This is a genomic window from bacterium (assembly GCA_020444065.1).
Taxonomy (GTDB): Bacteria; Sumerlaeota; Sumerlaeia; order SLMS01; family JAHLLQ01; genus JAHLLQ01.
The window spans coordinates 375901-394446 of sequence record JAHLLQ010000004.1 but is presented as its reverse complement, the minus strand read 5'-3'; the positions used below and the strand labels follow the sequence as shown (position 1 = coordinate 394446).

17 protein-coding genes and 1 tRNA gene are annotated in these 18546 nt (G+C 58.9%); 15 read left to right on the top strand and 3 right to left on the bottom strand.

From position 1 onward, the window contains the following. The first annotated feature begins 28 nt into the window (after positions 1–28). The 5 genes from KQI84_12790 (at position 29) to KQI84_12770 (ending at position 5623) form a co-directional block, all read left to right on the top strand. Positions 29–2086, top strand: a complete 2058-nt coding sequence (locus KQI84_12790; GenBank protein ID MCB2155753.1) for a hypothetical protein — start codon at positions 29–31, stop codon at positions 2084–2086. Continuing rightward, positions 2079–2612, top strand: a complete 534-nt coding sequence (locus KQI84_12785; protein MCB2155752.1) for a hypothetical protein — start codon at positions 2079–2081, stop codon at positions 2610–2612. Before KQI84_12790 ends, KQI84_12785 begins: the two co-directional genes overlap by 8 nt. A gap of 328 nt (positions 2613–2940) precedes the next feature. After that, positions 2941–3900, top strand: coding sequence for a hypothetical protein (locus tag KQI84_12780; protein MCB2155751.1), 960 nt, complete (start codon positions 2941–2943; stop codon positions 3898–3900). An 89-nt stretch (positions 3901–3989) separates the two neighbouring features. Further along, positions 3990–4526, top strand: coding sequence for a hypothetical protein (locus KQI84_12775; protein ID MCB2155750.1), 537 nt, complete (start codon positions 3990–3992; stop codon positions 4524–4526). Between the two features lie 20 nt (positions 4527–4546). Beyond that, entirely contained in the window at positions 4547–5623 is a 1077-nt protein-coding gene (locus KQI84_12770) for a right-handed parallel beta-helix repeat-containing protein (GenBank protein MCB2155749.1), read from the top strand. 364 nt (positions 5624–5987) lie between these two features. Here KQI84_12770 and KQI84_12765 read toward each other — a convergent pair. Both KQI84_12765 and recN read right to left on the bottom strand, forming a co-directional pair. Next, positions 5988–6064: transfer RNA gene (locus KQI84_12765), tRNA-Pro, on the bottom strand. Positions 6065–6144: 80 nt separating this feature from the next. After that, complete coding sequence (gene recN / locus KQI84_12760) at positions 6145–7812, bottom strand: DNA repair protein RecN (protein MCB2155748.1); 1668 nt, start codon at positions 7810–7812, stop codon at positions 6145–6147. A 176-nt stretch (positions 7813–7988) separates the two neighbouring features. On the opposite strand from recN, the gene KQI84_12755 reads away from it, so the two are divergent. The 3 genes from KQI84_12755 to KQI84_12745 all read left to right on the top strand — a co-directional run bounded on the left by KQI84_12755 (position 7989) and on the right by KQI84_12745 (position 9962). After that, on the top strand, positions 7989–9128 hold the full coding sequence (locus tag KQI84_12755; GenBank protein ID MCB2155747.1) for a glycosyl hydrolase: 1140 nt from the start codon (positions 7989–7991) through the stop codon (positions 9126–9128). Further along, on the top strand, positions 9125–9385 hold the full coding sequence (locus KQI84_12750) for a MoaD/ThiS family protein (GenBank protein ID MCB2155746.1): 261 nt from the start codon (positions 9125–9127) through the stop codon (positions 9383–9385). Before KQI84_12755 ends, KQI84_12750 begins: the two co-directional genes overlap by 4 nt. Positions 9386–9653: 268 nt before the next feature. Then, positions 9654–9962, top strand: coding sequence for a hypothetical protein (locus KQI84_12745; GenBank protein MCB2155745.1), 309 nt, complete (start codon positions 9654–9656; stop codon positions 9960–9962). A 14-nt stretch (positions 9963–9976) separates the two neighbouring features. Here KQI84_12745 and KQI84_12740 read toward each other — a convergent pair whose 3' ends face one another. Beyond that, positions 9977–10618, bottom strand: coding sequence for a hypothetical protein (locus KQI84_12740; protein ID MCB2155744.1), 642 nt, complete (start codon positions 10616–10618; stop codon positions 9977–9979). Positions 10619–10857: 239 nt separating this feature from the next. On the opposite strand from KQI84_12740, the gene KQI84_12735 reads away from it, so the two are divergent. The 7 genes from KQI84_12735 to KQI84_12705 all read left to right on the top strand — a co-directional run bounded on the left by KQI84_12735 (position 10858) and on the right by KQI84_12705 (position 18432). After that, positions 10858–12858: a prolyl oligopeptidase family serine peptidase gene (locus KQI84_12735; GenBank protein MCB2155743.1), complete on the top strand. Its 2001-nt coding sequence runs from the start codon at positions 10858–10860 to the stop codon at positions 12856–12858. Positions 12859–12865: 7 nt separating this feature from the next. Further along, positions 12866–13285: a VanZ family protein gene (locus tag KQI84_12730; GenBank protein MCB2155742.1), complete on the top strand. Its 420-nt coding sequence runs from the start codon at positions 12866–12868 to the stop codon at positions 13283–13285. 131 nt (positions 13286–13416) lie between these two features. Continuing rightward, positions 13417–14787 carry a 3-isopropylmalate dehydratase large subunit gene (locus KQI84_12725; protein MCB2155741.1) on the top strand — a complete coding sequence of 457 codons (1371 nt, stop codon included), beginning with the start codon at positions 13417–13419 and terminating at the stop codon, positions 14785–14787. A 96-nt stretch (positions 14788–14883) separates the two neighbouring features. Further along, entirely contained in the window at positions 14884–16155 is a 1272-nt protein-coding gene (locus KQI84_12720; GenBank protein ID MCB2155740.1) for a hypothetical protein, read from the top strand. Next, complete coding sequence (locus KQI84_12715; GenBank protein MCB2155739.1) at positions 16155–16718, top strand: 3-isopropylmalate dehydratase; 564 nt, start codon at positions 16155–16157, stop codon at positions 16716–16718. Before KQI84_12720 ends, KQI84_12715 begins: the two co-directional genes overlap by 1 nt. Positions 16719–16827: 109 nt before the next feature. Further along, positions 16828–17853, top strand: coding sequence for a hypothetical protein (locus KQI84_12710; GenBank protein ID MCB2155738.1), 1026 nt, complete (start codon positions 16828–16830; stop codon positions 17851–17853). 108 nt (positions 17854–17961) lie between these two features. Beyond that, positions 17962–18432, top strand: a complete 471-nt coding sequence (locus KQI84_12705) for a hypothetical protein (protein MCB2155737.1) — start codon at positions 17962–17964, stop codon at positions 18430–18432. Positions 18433–18546: the final 114 nt, after the last annotated feature.

Below are 18546 nucleotides of genomic sequence, written 5' to 3'. Positions count from 1 at the left end.
GTGAGGTGAATTCCGAAGGAGCTTCCTGATGGGAGTGCATGAACAAAGCCACTTGGTGATTTCAGGAATCGAATATCCACTCCTTAGCATCCTTGGCAAGGGGCCATTGCACACCTCCTATCTCATCGAAGAACCGACGGATGGGAAGCTTGTTATCCGAGTATATCACTCTCGCTTCTCGAAGGAGATTGAGAGCGAGTACCAAGAAGCCACTGGACGGGGAATGCAGTTTGGACAAGGTGTGGAGGGGATTGCATCCCACGGATGGATCGACGGCCAGTTTTACGTCGCTCGCCGTTTCACGTCGGGAACCTCTTTCAACGAATTCGCCTCTACGAACCAGTTTCGCCCGAAGAAGCTAAAGGACGCCATCACCCTCGGCCGTCTGCTGTGTGCGGAAGTTCAGAAGATACACGATGCCGATTTGGTTCATGGCCACATCACGCCGTGGAATATCTTTTTCACGGGTGCGGCAGTGGCGCAGATCCATGATGGTATCTTAGGGATCGTCACGGCGAAGCGGCTTGCCAAGGCAGCGAATCCAATGCCGTCGAAAGCGGCGATGCTCTTGGCGCCTGAACAGAGGAAACAAGACGAGGTTGTTTCTAAGCAGACTGATGTCTATTTGATTGGTGCGGCGCTTTGCCGCCTCTATACAGGGATTCCGGATCTCAAGATAGACGAGATGGTACTCCGCCGATTGGTGCAGGCGAAGCTGCCGATTGATCTGGTGAAGGTGTTGTTCCACGCGATCCAGCAGGAGCCGTCCCACCGCTTTCCAGATATTCAGACCTTCTCGCAAGCACTTCAAGAACTGGAGATGCCGGAGTCCAAGCGGCTTGTTCAGGTCCGTCCTCTTCCCGTGCGTAAGACTCGGGCTTTGGATATGCTGAGTTCGAAGCTGATCGCCGTCTTTGCAGCACTCGTGATCATTGCCGGCATCTTCACGGCTGCCCGCTATTTTGTGAACCCGGGAAAGACGTATGAAACACATGAGAAGTCTGATGCGAGCCGCGTGGCAGCGGGGGAAGGAAGCGGCTCCACATCGGATGGCCGGAGACTCGGGAGCGCGGCATTCGTTAATGCCGATGCGATTCGATTCGATGATGAGGGCAACTTCTTCTATCCACCGCAGGCCACAGAGGGCGGTGAGATCTTGTTTCGAGCCTATGTCCCTCTCGCAGAAGAGGTGAGAGTAGTGGGAGACTTCAATTCATGGGAGACAGAGAGTGCTGACTCACTCATGGAACCGTTGGGCTACTTCCGATTTCAGAAGTCAGTCAAGCTCGACGATGGTGACTATCAGTTCAAGTATTGGTATCGTTGGCCGAATGATGGCGAAGGAGATACGGCAGTGGGTTGGTACATGCCCCATGAAGATCTCGCCGGGCGGGTAGAGCTTGGATGGGGTCCTACGAATGCCATCCTGAACATTAGGGACGGTGCTGTCCTCTCCCGCGGTGCACCAACAGGCGATGAGGAGCTTCTCTTCCATATCGACAAGATTCCTATGCTAGTCGCTGACGGATATGCCGTGTACGGTCCTGATTGGCCGATGAACTGGCGTTTGATTCGGGAGAGGGGTCTTCAGTATACTGGGTACGATGGTGCGGGTTGGTACTGGCGCTCTCTGCCGCTGAGTGAGGACGGCGGAAGCCAGAAAGGCGTACGGTACTCTGTTGGAGTCCTTGACGGTGACTTCGAGTTCTATGCGAATGGTATGTTCATAGGAGGAAGAGCCTACCTTGGGCCGCAAACAACTGAAGAGATCGGGCAGGCGAAAGGACCGGTGTTTGATCTTCCAACAGACGCAATTGAGCATGGTCGGGATGCCGGGAGGATAGATATCCTGATCAGGCTGAATTCCCCCCTCGGAATTGGAGGATTCATTCTCTATAACCACATCTGGAATGCGCCGGGAGTTGAGATCGATGCCGCAAGGCTTGAAGCTGCACACAAAAATCCTCCGGGACTCATTTTGGGGGACTCGGAAGAGGTGATCCCTCTGGATCGCTGGTGGCTGTTCACGTTTGGTGAGGACAAACCCGATTCGCCACCCATTACCTTCTTTGGTGTGGATGACTGACCTGATCCAGAAATCGTGGGGCCTCCACTTGGCCGGAAAAACTCAGGAAGCTCTAGCGCTTCTCGAAGAACTTGAGTGCTCATATGCAGACAGATCTCAAGTCGAACTAGTCGTGAAATGCAGATCCCAGATATTGCTCTCGATGTGGCGCTTCGAAAAGGTCCGAAACGACTTGGTTGATTTCTTGGGCGTTACTTGGCAGAAACGAGGTCTGGAAGTTCTTCATCCTGCGACTGACCTAATGGAGTTGCTGTATGAGGCAATCGTCTGCGATCCCCATCTGCCCATCGACGAGTATGAAGGCCTCCTCTGGTGGCTCGTCGGCGATTCATTGGAATCAGGAAACACCGTGCAAGCCCTTAGGCGCGCGGGGGAGTTGATCAGCATTATCAGATTCGAGGAACCCGAGTTGGCTCTGAAGATGGCCCGCGCATGGCTCGGAGAGGCCGAAACTTTGGGCGAAAGTGGGCATGTGGAAGCGTTGAAGGTTATGGTTCAAGAGTTGGAGGAGCACTCCGTGGATTAGTGGTCCCATTCTCTGCTCGTGCCTCACCGGGGGGATAGGAGATGTCAGCGTGGAGCGAAAATTCGGTATGTCTCAAGTTCTGCATTCGCAATCCTCTGCTGGTTGGCGATAGGGCAAGGCGATAGACTGAACTGGCATTCGCGTTGACCCTTGCCACTGCTGCCGGGAGAGTCAGTTACCTACGGGCGGCAGAATCAGGGGATCGGGTTTCCAGTGACAATCCCAGTCGAATGGTCTCGCCGTTGCCGCGCTCGTTGGGCGCAGGGGGAAGAGCGGTGATTGCCCGATCCATGGCCCCCCAGAAATAGAGAGACGTGAGGAGAACGAGATGATGACAATTGAGGCTATTCGAGTATCAGCAGGTCGGTTGGGCCGGGCCGTTTTCGCGTGTGGATTCTTACTCGCGGTTCTGCCGGTGGATGCCATGGCGCAGGGATCTCTGACGCCTCCGGGACCACCAGCGCCCATGATGAAGACGCTGGATCAGGTAGAGGCTCGGGTCCCAATCAGTTCCGCCAGCCTTCCCCTTACGATTACAGAGTCGGGGAGCTACTACCTTGTCGAGACGATAAGGTTCACTGAAGTCGACACACATGGCATCGTCATCGACGCATCGAACGTGTCTATCGACTTCAACGGGTTCGCATTGATCGGACCGGGGAGAGAAGCGGGTACACACGGTAGCGCAATTATAGCAGGCGGCTCGGGGGGTGCGACGAATGTGACTGTGAGGAACGGCATGATCCTGAACTGGAAAGGTGATGGCATAGGCCTTTTTCGAGACGGTGAGTATCTGGTGAATCATCCGGTCGTGGAATCAATGAGGGTGCAGGAAATTGGTGGGACAGGCATCACCATCAATCACGGTAGCGTCAGGAACTGCATCCTAATTCACTGCGGAACGGGAATTCACGCCGGTGGCTTCTGCATTGTTGAGCAATGCCAAACCGACGCCAATAAGTATGATGGAATCCTCGTCGAGAATAACTCACGAATCAGGCTGAACGCCTCGCATCAGAATGGATCTGTTCAGAATCTGGGAGACCCCCCCGGTGACGGCGCAGGCATCCATGTTGTCGGCAGTGGAAATCGGATTGAGTTGAATGAGGTGAGTTCCAACGACCGTGGAGTCCAAGTTGACTCGGGCGGAAATTTGATTCTTCAGAATGGCGCCCGTGGCAATGGCGATAACTATGGGACCATCGCATCTGGAAACGTAGTCGGCCCCATTGTCACCAGTTCCACCATTGCAACAAACACAAATCCGAACGCGAACTTTGAGTTCTAGGGTGCGAGCCCGGATATAGTTTCATTCAGGGCGGTATCGATGGCCGCTAGCCACTTTGAGATCTTTGGAAGCGAGAAATGAAGGCATTGATGAAGACTGCTACCAGCGCACTCCTCGGGATTCTCTTGCTGAGCCCGCTCTCCGCAGCTCTCGCGGATACGACGGTCAACGACACCGACAAGTACTCGTTCGCGGCAAACGTCGGCTGGATTAACTGGGAGGGAGATGTGACCGACGGGGCGCACTTCAACACGCGCTTTGCCTCGGGCTACATCTACGCGGCGAACATCGGCTGGATCTGTCTTGGCGACGGGACGCCAGCTGCGAACAACGTGTACGCAAACGACTCGGCCGAGGACTTCGGCGTGAACGTCGATGCCGAGAGCGATCCGGACTTCTTCCTTCTGTCGGGATACGCCTACTCGGCCAACACGGGATGGTTGGTGTTCGAAGTGGCCGACTCGGCGGGGGAAGAGGATCAACCCCGCATCGACAAGACGACCGGCGTGATGACTGGCTACGTCTGGAGCCCCAATGCGGGTTGGATCGCGCTGGAATCGATGGGCATTGCGCAGGTGCAGACTGAGGTACCGAGTGAAGATTTGTCCGGATGGATGTTAAGGTAGAATCAAAAGGAAAAGGCACAATGGGGAAACGTTCGAACTGCGAATCACTGAGTCTGGTGCTGCTCGTCGTGTCAGTGTTCTTTCTGCCATTCGATGGACTCGCGCAGGGCGACCTGACTCCGCCGGGACCACCAATGCCGATAATGAAGACGATGGATCAAGTTCAGCCCGGTGTTCCCCTGCCGCCACCAGACTTCAATCCGGCAATGGACTTCCCCATCGTGATTAAGGAACCGGGATACTACTACCTGACCCAGAACCTCACGGGCATCGAAGGTTCCGGAGGAATCGAGATCACAACCGATACTGTCCGGATCGACCTTCGCGGATTCTCCCTCATGGGACCGGAAGGGGTGAGCAGTGGGAGCGGTATCAACATTGTTGGCGATGACTGCCGGATCGAAGACGGAACAGTGACCGGCTGGTCCAGTGCTGGGATCATCTGTGAATCACTTCAAAAGATGACCGTGGTGAGGGGGATCAGCGCGCTCGGCAACGGGGGCGTCGGAATTCAGACCGGCAATTACTCAGTGGTGACGGACTGCTTGGCGGGTCAAAATGGTTCGTCTGGAATATCGATAGGAACCGGGTCCCGTGTGCAGGATTGCACTGTCTTCGAGAACGATCTCCATGGGATCACTGTTCCTCCAGCGAATCCAACTCGCAACGACGACACGATGATTACGAACTGCCTCAGCCGAGATAACGGAGTGAATGGAATCAATCTGACAGGGTTCTCAGTCGTCCGCAGTTGCACTACCCACTCGAATGGGGCAAACGGCATCCAAGTCGAGAAAGCCGGATGGGTGATCGGGAATTTGTGTCAAGGCGATGCTCGCAGCAACCCGACGGATGGAGCAATCCTGATTGGTGGGTCAGGCAGTCGAGTGGAGGACAATCACGTGCACAACTCTCACCACGGAATCGTGGCCACCGCGCCGGGGAACATCATCATGCGCAACACAATCTTCGATTTGGGCGGCGACAACTACGGCGGAATCGTGGCCGGCAACGTCGTTGGTCCGATCATCGACTCAGCAGGAATGGCGTCGAACACCAATCCCGGAGCCAATTTCCGGCTGGAAGAAGGCGAGTAGATTCTGGGTCGCTGTTCGATCTTCTGCCCGTTCATTCTCCATAGGGCGATCTGGTCGTTGGGCCAGCGTGGAACCAGCATCCATCTATCGAGTCATGGGGTGTTGGGTTGCGTGGCTGTTGCGGGGACTATGATGGACCTCGGCGCAGCTTTGAATCCTCTCGACGAAGATTGAAACTTTGTGGGCTAATCGCTGGGAATCCGTGCCCGCAGCATGCCGTCAGACAACTCGTTGTCTCCATGCAAGAGACCCCTTCGGCCATTCCGAAGGGGTCTTTTGGGAATTCGGCAACTGTAATAGACTCAATTCTTTCCCAAATTCTCCAAGAATTGAATATCTAACTCCAGTTATTTCAGCAATTTAGTGGTCGGGGCGACTGGATTTGAACCAGCGACCACTCGCCCCCCAGACGAGTGCGCTACCAGGCTGCGCTACGCCCCGACCGAAGCGCGCGTATGCTGTTCACCTGCCCGGGGGCGAGTCAACCGCAAAAGGGGAAGGATTTTGTGGCCAATCGGCGGCTAAGCGCTTCGCAGAAGAAGTTCCTCCGCCAGTTCAAGACTCTTACCGCTCTTCCCGCCGTCAAGCAGCCGGGCCAGCTCGCGGCGGCGCTCGTCCGGAGAGAGGTTGCGGACGTGAATGATCGTCCGACCCCGCCGGGTGGATTTTGTCACCTCCAGATGCTGCGATGCGCGCGATGCGATTCCGGCCTGGTGCGTGATGCACAAGACCTGGTGCCGGCCGCCGAGTTTCTCCAAAGCGTCGGCCACTTTCACGGTCGCCTGGCCGCTGATGCCGGCGTCGATCTCGTCGAATAGCAGGATGGGAACAGACTCGGCGCGGGCGGCAACGGTTCGGAGAGCCAACATCGTCCTCGACAATTCGCCGCCGGATGCCACGCGCCGAAGGGACGCGGGCTTCTCGCCCTTGTTCGCGGAGAGACGGAACTCCACGTCCTCGGCGCCATGGCGGCAGAGCTCACGACGCTCCACGAGACCCACCTCGAACCGAGCATCCGCCATCGCCAAGGGGCGCAGGGTCTTCTCCACGGCCCGGGCGAACTTCGCCGCGGCGGCCTTGCGCGCTTTGGTGAGGGTGTTGGCCTTCGCCTTCAGGGCCATTTCAAGCCTGGCCACTGTCGCCGCCAGTTCATCCCGGCGGGAGTCACGATCCGTTAATGAGTCAGCCTCCTGCAGCAGATTCTCCAGCAGGCCCAAGAGCCCCTCTGCATCGACTCCGTGCTTGCGAGTGAGGCGCTGGATCGCATCGAGTCGTTCCTCCACGAAGGCTAGACGCTCCGGGTCTCCTTCGAGGCGCGAGGCGTAGCTCTCAAGCTGGCTCGTGGCATCGGAAAGCTGCGCCACGGCTCCTTCGAGGAGCGCATGCAAATCTCCCAATCCAGGGTCTCGGCTCAGCATTCGTTCGACAAGCCTCAATGCTTGACCTGCACCATCCAGTGCCGGGCGCTCGTCTCCCTCAACCAGGAGTCCCAGTGCCCCTGCTGCATCCTCGGTCAAGGCATCGACAAAGGCCAGGCGACCGCGCTCTGCCTCCAGCCCTCCGACCTCGCCCTCTCCAATCCCAAGTTCTTCAATTTCAGCAATTTGAAACTGCAGGAAATCAAGCCTCTGGCGCCAGGAAAGATCGTCGGCCTCCAGTTTCTGCAACTCCAGCCGGGCGGTCGCCAGTTCGTCCCAGGCCGCCTCGAAATCGACGCGAAGGTCCGTGCATTCTCCGTGATCGTCAAGCAGATCACACTGACGCTTTGGGTCCATCAAGGACTGGTGATCGTTCTGGCCGTGGATGTCGACCAACAGGGCGCCCAGTTCCGCCAGTTGAGCGACGGTTACTAGTCGCCCGTTGACGAAGGCGCGGCTCCGGCCGGAGGCCAGAATCTCGCGCCGGATCAGCAACTCGCCCATCTCCTCATCCACGAGACAGTGCTCCGCCAGCCAGTCTGAAACGGGTCGGCTTCGCCGCAGATCGACAAGAGCCTCGACGCTGCCGCGATCGCATCCGTCGCGCACCAGCGCCGGCTGGGCTCTGTCGCCCAGCAGCAGGCCAATCGATTCCAGAACCACCGACTTGCCCGCCCCCGTTTCGCCCGTCATGGCATTCAACCCCGGGCCGAACTCGATCTCGACGCGCTCGATCAGAGCCAGGTTTTCGATCCGAAGAAATGTGAGCATCAGACGATTCCGCCTTTCGCAGCATTGGCGAAAATAAAGCGAATGCAGCCTCGCGGCGTCAAGAGAAAGCGAAATTCAAGCGAAACCGACATTCGATTATCGACATTCTCTGCTTGCCTTCCAAGTGGACCCCGGCTATCCGGAATCTCATCATCAGACTTCCCAGGAGTTCTCCCATGACCCCAGCACGCAGCGGCGGCCGTTCGGCCGCGAAGAAACCCGTGACTCTTCTGATCGGCACGATGAAGGGTGCGTTCATCCTGAAGAGCGACGCCGCCCGAAAGCAGTGGCGCATGCAGAAGCCACAGTTCTTCGGCCATGAGGTCAATCACCTGCTGGTCGATCCTCGCAATCGGCGAACATGGATGCTGGCTGGGCAGACGGGGCACCTTGGCCCGACGGTGCAGCGTTCTCTGGATGGGGGGAAATCCTGGCAACCGGCGGCGAAACCGCCCGCATTCTCGAAGAAATCGGGTAAGTCGGTCCAGCGGGTCTTCTTTCTGGCGCCGGGGCACACCGACGAGCCCGGAACCTGGTACGCCGGTACGGTGCCGTTCGGCCTGTTCCGCAGCGAGGACAACGGGGAGATCTGGAAGCAGATCAAAGGCTTCGATCCGGCGGTGATCGCGCCGAAGTGGGGAATGCCATCGCCGGTCGGGGAAATCACGCACTCGGTCATCGTCGATCCGCGCAATCGTCGGCACCTTTATGTGTCGATGTCCTGCGCGGGCTTCTACGAATCGCGCGATCGCGGGAAGTCCTGGAAACCAGTCAACAGCGGCCAGGAAAACGACTTCTTCCCACCATCCAAGGAAGAACGCGACCATGGCTACGATCCGCATTGCACGGTGCAATCGGCCGCCGATCCGGATCGCTTCTACCAGCAGAATCACTGCGGAATCTACGTGATGGACTTGCCGGAGTCCAAGTGGCGCCGCGTGGGGCGCAATATGCCAGAAGCCATCGGCGATGTCGGATTCCCGATCGTGGCGCACCCGCGAAAGAAGGACGTGGCGTGGGTCTTCCCGATGGACGCCATGGACGTCTGGCCACGCACCAGCCCCGATGGCAAGCCGGCCGTGTTCCGGACAACGAACGCCGGGAAAACATGGCAACGACAAGCCAAGGGCCTCCCGGCGAAGAACGCCTGGTTCACCGTCCTGCGCCAGGCGATGAAGGCCGATGGCGGCAACCCGGTGGGTATTTACTTCGGCACCACGCAGGGCGAGGTCTGGGGAAGCACAAACGAGGGTGCCTCGTGGCGCTGCCTGGCCAGCTACATGCCGCGGATTCTCAGCATCGAGGTCGCTCCGTGAAACTGTATGTCTCGCCGCACCTGCACCATCTGACGGGCAATCGGTCCACCCTCGACGTGGAGGGCGAAACGCTGGACGCCGCCTTGAAAGACCTGGATCGCCAGTTCCCCGGGATTCGCTTTCGCATCATCGACGAGCAGGACCGCATCCGCCCGCATCTGAACATCTTCGTGGACGGCGAGACGGTGAAGTCCGTGCGCACGAAGGTGCAACCAGACGGCGAAATCCACATCCTGGCAGCGCTGAGCGGGGGTTGAGGCCTGACCGGACAAGGGCCACTTCGTCGGGGTCAGCGGGTGGTACGCATCCGGTTTCGGTTGCCCGGGTGATCCATGTGCCCGAGGGTCTCTGAAACCCGTCCACGTGTTTCAGTGTCCATTTATGATTCTCTCGCTTGCTACAATTCGTTCCTGGCTTCTGATCCCTGCCGTACTGCTCGCACTGGCAGTCCCGATGGGAATATGGCTCTTAGGTCGTCAGGGCTCTGGTTCTTCCAGCGATGCCGTTCCCGCTCCAGATGAGCAGTTGGTCCGTGTACAATTCTTCGACTATCCAGTTCCCGATCTGAGCCGCCTGTTTGAACTGGAGGACCGGCTGGAAGCTGCGATTTCCGATGCCGGTGAAGGCATCGGTGAGTTGGATGGAGACGAAATCGCCTTGGATGGCAGCGACGGCTACCTGTTCTTCTACGGATCGGATGCGCGGCGCCTTTTCGAGACGATTCGCCCCGAACTGGAAGCATCGGATTTGATGAGGGGGGCGATTATCATGCTGCGCTTCGGTGGACCTGAGGATGAAGACGTTCGCATCGATACATTCAAGCTTCCATCCTGACAAATCGGGCTGCGCTACTCCCACACCAGTCGCCCCTCGCCTCCGTCCGACTTCAGAGTCTCCAGGAAGAGCTTCCAGACATCCTCGGGGAACTGGCCGTCCTTTAAGTTGTCGTGGAGGATGGCGAGGCAAACGCCGCGGTCGCTTTGCCAGGCGAAGTACGCTCGCTGCTCGCAGTTCAGATCGTCCTTGGGGGCGATGATCACCTCCACGCAAGGCTTTCCATCCAGCGTCCCGTGGCGGAGGCTCTGCGCCTCATCGAGGCTTTGGCCGCGAAATTCCAATCGGTCCTCGATGGCTTCCAAAAGCGGGCGATCGAAGTGCGGATTGCAGAAGACAGAAAGGATGATCGCGCTGGACGTTGATCCCGGCACTCCCCCGCCGACGAGTCCGCCGACCGCAATGAACCCGAACCTGTCGGTTCCGGAAGCATTTCCAACCTGAAACTCCCAATCCTCGTTGGGGCGGGCGAAGGAGATGCCGAATCTCCTTAATGTGAGGGTATTTTCCTCGATGAGATGGATTTCGGAGTCTTCGCGGACAACCTGGTCATGGTGGCCCCTCAGTTTCCCCTGTGAGCCCAACTCCCAGATCACCCCGCCGGCGGCGGCAAGAGCCAAAGCGAGGGCGCCCGAAATGATCAGGAGTATCCGCATTGGGCCGCCCGCGCGCCGGGATCTCGTGGTCTTCGACAAGTGGTTCAACGGTCGTTTCCTCGTCGGATGGAATCGTGGTCTTGGATATCAGTGATCTAACCGGCTGTTTGGTTGGAAAGAATCTTCACATTGCCAGGAGCAAAGATTGAAGTTCCCCCGCCCGCGCTTTAGCGCTTGTCATCCCCTCGGGGGCCTCATAGAAGACCTCACCGCCTTGCGCGGGTGCCAAAATGAGCGCAATGATGAGACGATTCGCACTCAAAATCCTGATTGCTGGTCTTTCTTTCCTACCCATGACGAGTCTTTCCCAGCCCGAACGGCGCCAGGAAGGTGCCTTGGTATTTGATAACGTCCCGCCGGTGAGCGTGAGCGCCCGCGAGAGGTTGAACCAATTTCAGAACATTCGCTCTGCGTGGTTCGCAGACTGGTTGCCGGATTCGAGCGGCCTGCTGATCGGAACGCGCTTCGGCGAGACTTCGCAGCTTCACATCGTCGAAGAGCCGATGGGAATGCGCCGCCAGGTGACGTTCTACGAGGAGCGCGTCGGCGACGGGTCGTTCAACCCGGTGAATCCGAGTGAAATCCTTTTCGCGATGGATGAGGACGGGAACGAACGCGACCAGTTATTTCTGCACGATCTTTCGACCGGCAAGTGCCGCCGACTGACCGATGGCAAAGCGATCTACCGCAGCCCGATGTGGGCGAATAACAAGGAACTCATCGCGTGCTCAACGACCCAGCGCAACGGCAAGGACTGGGACATCCAGGTTCTCGATCGCGACGGCAACACGACGTCGGTCCTCGAAGCGGAAGGCTACTGGGGACCAGACGATTGGTCATTGGACGATTCGAAGCTGCTAATCGGGCGCTACTTGTCCGCGAATGAATCGCAGTTGTATGTTCACGATTTGAACTCGGGCGAGCTGCACCAGTTGAATGCGGATCTGGATCAGCCGGTCGCGTATGGTTCGGCATGCTTCAACTACGATGGTTCGGGCGTGTTTTATACGGCGGACTTCGAGTCGGAATTCAAGCGACTCTACTACTACGATTTAAAATATGATCTGACCAAGATCCTCGTCGACGATATCGATTGGGACATCGTGGGGCTGAAGCCGAGTCGCGATCGCCGCTTCCTGGCAATGAGTACGAACGAAGACGGCTTCAGCAAGCTGTATGTACTGAATGCAAAGACGATGCAGCGCACGGAGGTGCCGCTGCCGGGTGGGCTGGGATTCATGTACGACTTCAGCCCGGACAGCAAGTACCTCGCAGTGACTTTGATGGCGTCGAATTCGCCCGCGGATGTGTACGTTTGGGACTTGCAGGAGCAGAAGCTGACGCGCTGGACGGAATCGGAAGTCGGCGGTCTGCCGAGCGACATCTTTGTCGAGGCAGAGCTGATTCACTATCCGACATTCGATGAAGTTTCGGAAGGCACCCCGCGTCGCATTCCGGCCTTTGTTTACAGGCCAAAAACGCAAGGGCCATGGCCAGTTGTGATCTCAATTCACGGCGGTCCGGAAAGCCAGGCGCGCCCCGGATTCAGCAGCGATATCCAGTACATGGTGACCGAACTTGGCGTGGCTGTTGTCGTCCCAAACGTACGCGGTTCCACAGGCTACGGAAAGACGTACGTGACGCTCGATAATCAGGAGAAGCGCGAAGACAGCGTGAAGGACATCGGTGCACTGCTGGACTGGATCGCGATGCAGCCGGACTTCGACGAGGATCGCGTCATGGTCACCGGCGGTTCGTACGGCGGCTACATGGTGCTGGCGTCGATGGCGCATTATTCCGATCGTCTGGCGGGCGGCGTTTCGACGGTGGGCATATCGAACTTCGTGACGTTCCTGGAATCGACCAGCGAATACCGCCGGGATCTGCGTCGTGTTGAATACGGCGACGAACGCGTTCCGGAAATGCGCGAGTTCCTTCTCAGCATCTCTCCCACAACGCTGGCACACAAGATCCAGAAGCCGCTCTTCATCGTCCAGGGTTACAACGACCCGCGGGTGCCGTACACAGAGGCCGAGCAGATCGTCGATCAGGTGCGCGCAAACGGCCAGGAAGTCTGGTACCTGCTGGCGATGGACGAAGGACACGGGATCGCGAAAAAGTCCAATCGCATGGAGTCTCAGGCCGCGCAGATGAGTTTCATCCAGCGCTTCCTGCTGAACAACGGCGACGGAGAACCGACTGCTATTCCGACTCCCGAAGTTCCGGAGAGCGGTTCCTGATTCGGCGATGAAGGACTCCACTTCCCGCCCCCATGTCGGCTTTGCGATCCTGACCCTGCTGTGGGTGATCGCGATCTTCTGGGTTAACACGCGCCCGTCGAGCCATCTGCCGAGCGGCAGTTGGATGAAGCTTCCCTGCTTTGACAAGGTTGTTCACTTCACGATGTACGGCGGTATGGCAGCGTTGCTGTGGCGGACGGTAGTGCCCAAGAACCCGTTGCAGGCGGCCGTCGTGAAGATGCCGGCGCTGTTCTGTTTCGTGCTGCCTGCTTTCGCGGGTCTTATCGATGAAATCCAGCAGCGAAGCGTCCCCGGGCGGAGTTCCGATGTGGCCGATTGGATCGCCGATGCTGGCGGAGCGCTGGTCGTGGTGGGAATGGCGGTGGCCTTGCGGGCGATTGCACGGCAGGATCGCAGACGAGATTGAGAGAAGAGAATCCCGAATCGGCCGGAGTCTTGCATGCGTCATAACTGGTCTTCCGGGGTGGCGCAGGCGCGGCCCTTTGATAGGCTGCCAGTGGCTCTCGAAGCCAATCAGAACGCAAAGGAAACAGCGCGATGGGAATGACGTTGACGGAGAAAATCCTGGCTCGCAAGTCCGGCAAGGACGTGGTGCAGCCCGGCGAGAACATCTGGGTCGATGTGGATGTCCTGATGACCCACGACGTGTGCGGCCCGGGGACGATCGGGATTTTCAAGGAACGCTTCGGCAAGGACGCCCGCGTCTGGAACCCAGATGGCGTCGTGATCATTCCCGATCATTACATTTTCACTGCCAACAAGCAGGCCCACCGCAACATCGGCATTCTGCGCGATTTCGTGCGCGAACAGGGCATCAAGTACTACTACGACCCGGACTTCGTGAAGGAAGAGGGCATGCCCAGCCCCTATGCCGATCCGGACAAGACGTCCTACAAGGGCGTTTGCCACATCGCGCTGCCGGAAGAGGGCCACACGCGCCCGGGCGAGATTCTGCTCGGAACCGACAGTCACACCTGCACGGCTGGTGCTTTCGGCGAATTCGCAACCGGCATCGGAAACACCGACGCGGCGTTTGTCCTCGGAACGGGCAAAACCTGGCTGAAGGTCCCGCCGACGATGCGTTTCAACTTCGAGGGCGAATTGCCGCCCTGGATGATGGCAAAGGACATGATCCTGGCCATCATCGGCGATATTGGAGTGGATGGGGCCACCTATCGCGCGATGGAATTCGCCGGCGAAGGCGTCTATGGCCTGTCGATCGAGGAGCGCATGACCCTGTGCAACATGGTCATCGAGGCCGGTGGCAAGAACGGCGTTATCGAGCCCGACGAAATCACACGCGAGTATATCGACGCGCGGATCAAGCAGTCGGGCACGAAGTCCGATTACGAACCGGTCCGCAACGATCCGGATGCGAAGTACTTCTTCGAGAAGACTTATAAGCTGTCCGAACTGGAGCCGATGGTGGCGAAACCGCACAGCCCGGACAACAAGGCGACAGTCTCCGAAGTGGCCGGCACAAAGGTTACGCGCGCCTACATCGGCAGTTGCACGGGCGGCAAGGTGACGGACTTTGTCCAGGCCGCGAAGATCCTCAACGGACAGGAATGTCGCGTGCCGACGTTCATCGTTCCGGCAACAACCGAGGTCGACGCGCAACTCGACATTCTTCAGTACAATGGCAAGTCGCTGCGCCAGATTTTCCTCGACGCCGGGGCGCAGGTCGGGCCTGCTTCATGTTCAGCCTGTCTTGGCGGTCCAGCCGACACATTTGGCCGCCTGAACGAGGCCGGTGAGGTATGTATCTCGTCGACCAACCGGAACTTCCCGGGCCGGATGGGACACAAGCAAGCGGCGGTGTTCCTGGCTTCTCCGTTGACGGTTGCAGCCAGCGCCCTGAAGGGTGAAATCGCCGATCCGCGTGAGGCTTTGAGCGCCGTAGTCTGAGCCTCGGGAGGCGCCGGGAACATCTGGCGCCCTTGAATTGTCCCACTCATGCGGAGGACTCACGATACCGTCACCCACAGGGATGGGGTCAATTCCGTGAAAAATGCACTCTGGTCAGTCTTGCTAATCAATCTTATCGCCGTCGGCATCGCCTTCGGCTATGTGGCCTTGGAGCCGCAGAAAGTCCGCGACGTCTTCTCGGGCAAAACGCAGACGGTCGATTTCCGCGCCATGGCGGAGCAACAGGCCAAGCTGCCGGCACGGCGCACGACCCAGCCGCAAACACCCACACGTCGTCCCACGACCAAAGAGGTCGCCGAGGCCACGCCAAAGGCGCCCGAACGCCGTCCACCGGCGCGAAGGCCACCCACGCGCAGCGAAATCCAGGAAACGAACACCGAGCCCGAGAAGCCGATCGATCGCGCAGAATACGTCGGCCCGGCTCTCGATCCGATCACTGAGGAACCGCCGGCACCGGAGCTTTATCCCTTCCGCGTCGATCGCCGCACGTTCCCGACCGAAGACACCGTCAAGATCGAGATGAGTGTCCAGAATCAATCCGGATACCACTGGCAGACGGCCTACGTCGTTCTGAAGTCGACGGATTTCGACGTTGCCGAAGTCTTCCGGATCGATGAGTGGGCCATCGAAGAGGTTGTGGGGATCGATTACGTCTTCCCGCGCGCCGATTATACGCGCCGCCTGAAGAACCTGCGCATCATCCGCGTCAGCGGAACGCGTCGTGAATCGGCCCTGGCCGAAACGATTGGTGCCAAACGCCAGGAGATCGTCAAAGAGCTCGGCACCAAGGAGCACCTGGTGGAAGCGCAAGATCCCTTGAAGCCGACTGGCCTGCTGTCCGTTTGGGTTGAGGGGACCTCGCTCGTGCAAGGCACGCGCCCCAGCACCGGTTCCAGCTCCGGCTACAGCGCAGCCGGCGCGGTCAACTCCCTGCGAATCAAGATCCCCGAAGACGCAATCATCAAGGCCGAGGATGCGTACAGCGTACCTCCGACGTCGCCCGATCGCCGCAAGGGACTGGAGCTTCTCGACCAGATTCACAAGAGCGCCTACACGACGCAGTCGAGTATTCGAGACCTGACGGAATTGCTGAATCAGAAGAGCGTTCGCGCCGTTCGGACGGACGAAGGCGCGGCCTTGGTTACAGCGGCATCCGAGGCAATGCGCCAATTCAACGATGCAGGTATCGAGCTGACCCTCCTGGCCAGCCGATCCGACGACGAGGCGGTGAAGGAGATGGCTCGCCGGCTGAACCGCATGGCCGAGCAGCTTGTTACCCAGGCGGACGCGGTGGAATCGAAAGTCCGAATGGTGGAACCCGACTTCACAATCATGAGTGAGGACTAATGGAAAAGACCATCCGCGGCCGAGCGTTCGTGCTCGGCGACGACATCGATACAGATCAGATTATCCCGGCCGAGCACCTGGCTTACAACCCCTCGGATCCTGAAGAACGGAAGATGTTCGGCAAGTATAGCCTTTGCGGCGTGCCGCCGGCCCAGGCCGGACTGCCCCAGGGCAATGTCCCGTTCGTCAAGGACGGAGAGTACAGCAGCGAGTTTGACATCGTGATCGGCGGAAAGAACTTCGGTTGCGGCAGCTCGCGCGAGCATGCGCCGCTGTCTCTCGCCGAGGCTGGCGTGAAAGCCGTCGTGGCGGAGTTTTACGCGCGGATTTTCTTCCGGAATTCGGTCAACGGCGGCTATGTGGTCCCGTTCGAATCCACGGAACGCCTGGTCGAGAAGGTTCGGACGGGCGACGACGTCGAGATCGACATGGAAGCAGCCAAACTGATCAACCACACGACCGGCGAGTCTTACGGCCTGGAGCCACTGGGAGACGTGCTGCCGATCATCGAGGCCGGGGACGTCTTCGAGTACGCCCGCGGCGCAGGAATGCTCAAGGACTGAGCCGAGCTGAACAGGGGTGAATGGAATTGACAGACACCCACGGCGGCAGGAAGAATCATTGATTGAACTGAGAAGGCTTCGAGCCTTCCACCCGAGAGGAGCAGCGATCATGGCGAAGCGATCCAACTTGAAGATTCTGGGCGTTGCGGCGGTTGCCGCGTTGGCCTTGGCGGCGGTTCCCGCTGTCGTGTCTGCCCAGGGCGGCTTCGCGTCGGGCTTCGCCAGCCCGGAAGCCATGGACACGCTGAACTCAGGATCCGTTGGCGGCGGCGGTGCGGGCCAACTCGCGCTCCAGCGCGCCCAAGGTGTTGCCGGCGTGAACCAGCAAGGCGGTGGCGGCGGCTTTGACTCGGCCGATCCGTTCGGCGGTGGTGGCGGTGGATTCGGCGGCGACGAGGGCACCGTGACGTTCAGCGACACCGGTGAGTTCAGCGGCGCCAGCGGCGGAGCGATCATCGACCCCAATACCGGTCAGTCATTCTCGGGCGTAGCCAGTGCCGTCGGAATCCAGGTGATCGCCGGCGAGCGCGTGATCTGCCATGTGACCGGCGAGATGCTGCAGGATGCCCGCAAAACCAAGGTGAATCCGATGTACAAGGATTCTTACTATGACGATGGCGTTCGCGGCATGGATGCCCGGGCCGACGACCAGATTTTCACAAAGGTGACGCTGGTCAACAACGTCATGAGCCCGGAAGCCCACCTGGTTCAGACGCGCTACATCCGCGCGCTCCAAGTGGCGGAGAATCTCCCCCCGAACGAGTTCTTCAACGTAATCGCCGCGACAACGGAACCGCTCTCCGAAGTCCCCAAGATGATCGATCTCGAAGCCGATCGCGACGACAAGTTGGGCGTCTGGTCGAGCCGCTTCCTGCGCGACTTCCGCGTCAATCCGGACCAGGAGGGAGACTGGGAGTTCTATCAGACTTTCATGCCGCCTCCTCCGCGGACTCCCCTGCTGCCGATTCCGGCCAATTTCGTTCCCCCGGGCTCGCAAAGAGCCGGCGAGGAAGAAGGCACGACCGATGAGCAGGGCGGCGGCGTGCGTGGTGCCGTGGCAGCCCGCTTCGGTGCCGATGAGATCCAGAGCAACGCGGGAGCTTCCAGTTCCTACTTCGGCGGTATGGGCCAGTAAACCTTTCGCTTGTGCCTCCCGCCCGTTTCTTTCACAACGGGCGGGAGATTCTGCCTATTACCGACTGTTGCCCCTATGAAAAAGCAAGCCATCGAAGAGAACCTCGCCATGGTCCAGAACACTCTGGAGCAGTGGTTGAGCTTCAAGAAGTATCTGAACAAGTCCTTTGGCGAAGAAGATGTTACGCCGGAAGACGAGTCGAATTTCCTCGAGGTCAAGAGCGCCGTCGCTCGGAACGTCCGCAGCGTTGGCGAGCGCCTCAAGGAAATGAAGGAACTGGATTATGGCGGATCCGCCATCCGGGACCTTCTGAACAAATGCGTCTCGGTGGGGCACCTTCGTGCCTTGCCGGCGGCTGATAAGCGTGCCCTGTACAAGGACTGGCACGGGGTGTTCGTCCGCCTCAGCCGGACCGTCGGCGCGCTGAAGTTCATGTCGGAAGGCTACATCCCGCGCTCGCAGCGTGCGGCCGGGAAGAAGAAAAAGGGGGGCGGAGGCAGCAAAGGTAAGGTCATCGCCATCGTGGTGGTCGTTGTCGCCGTCGTGGGTGGAATCGCCTATGCCCTGCTGGGGCTGTAGGGAGGCACTTTGACAAGTGCTTATCAGCGTGGTGAAAGCCTTCTCGCGGGGAAAACTTCGCCGCCATGGGGGCACTTCTTCATTGCGCCGCCTGTTGTTGTTCGTTGGAATGGG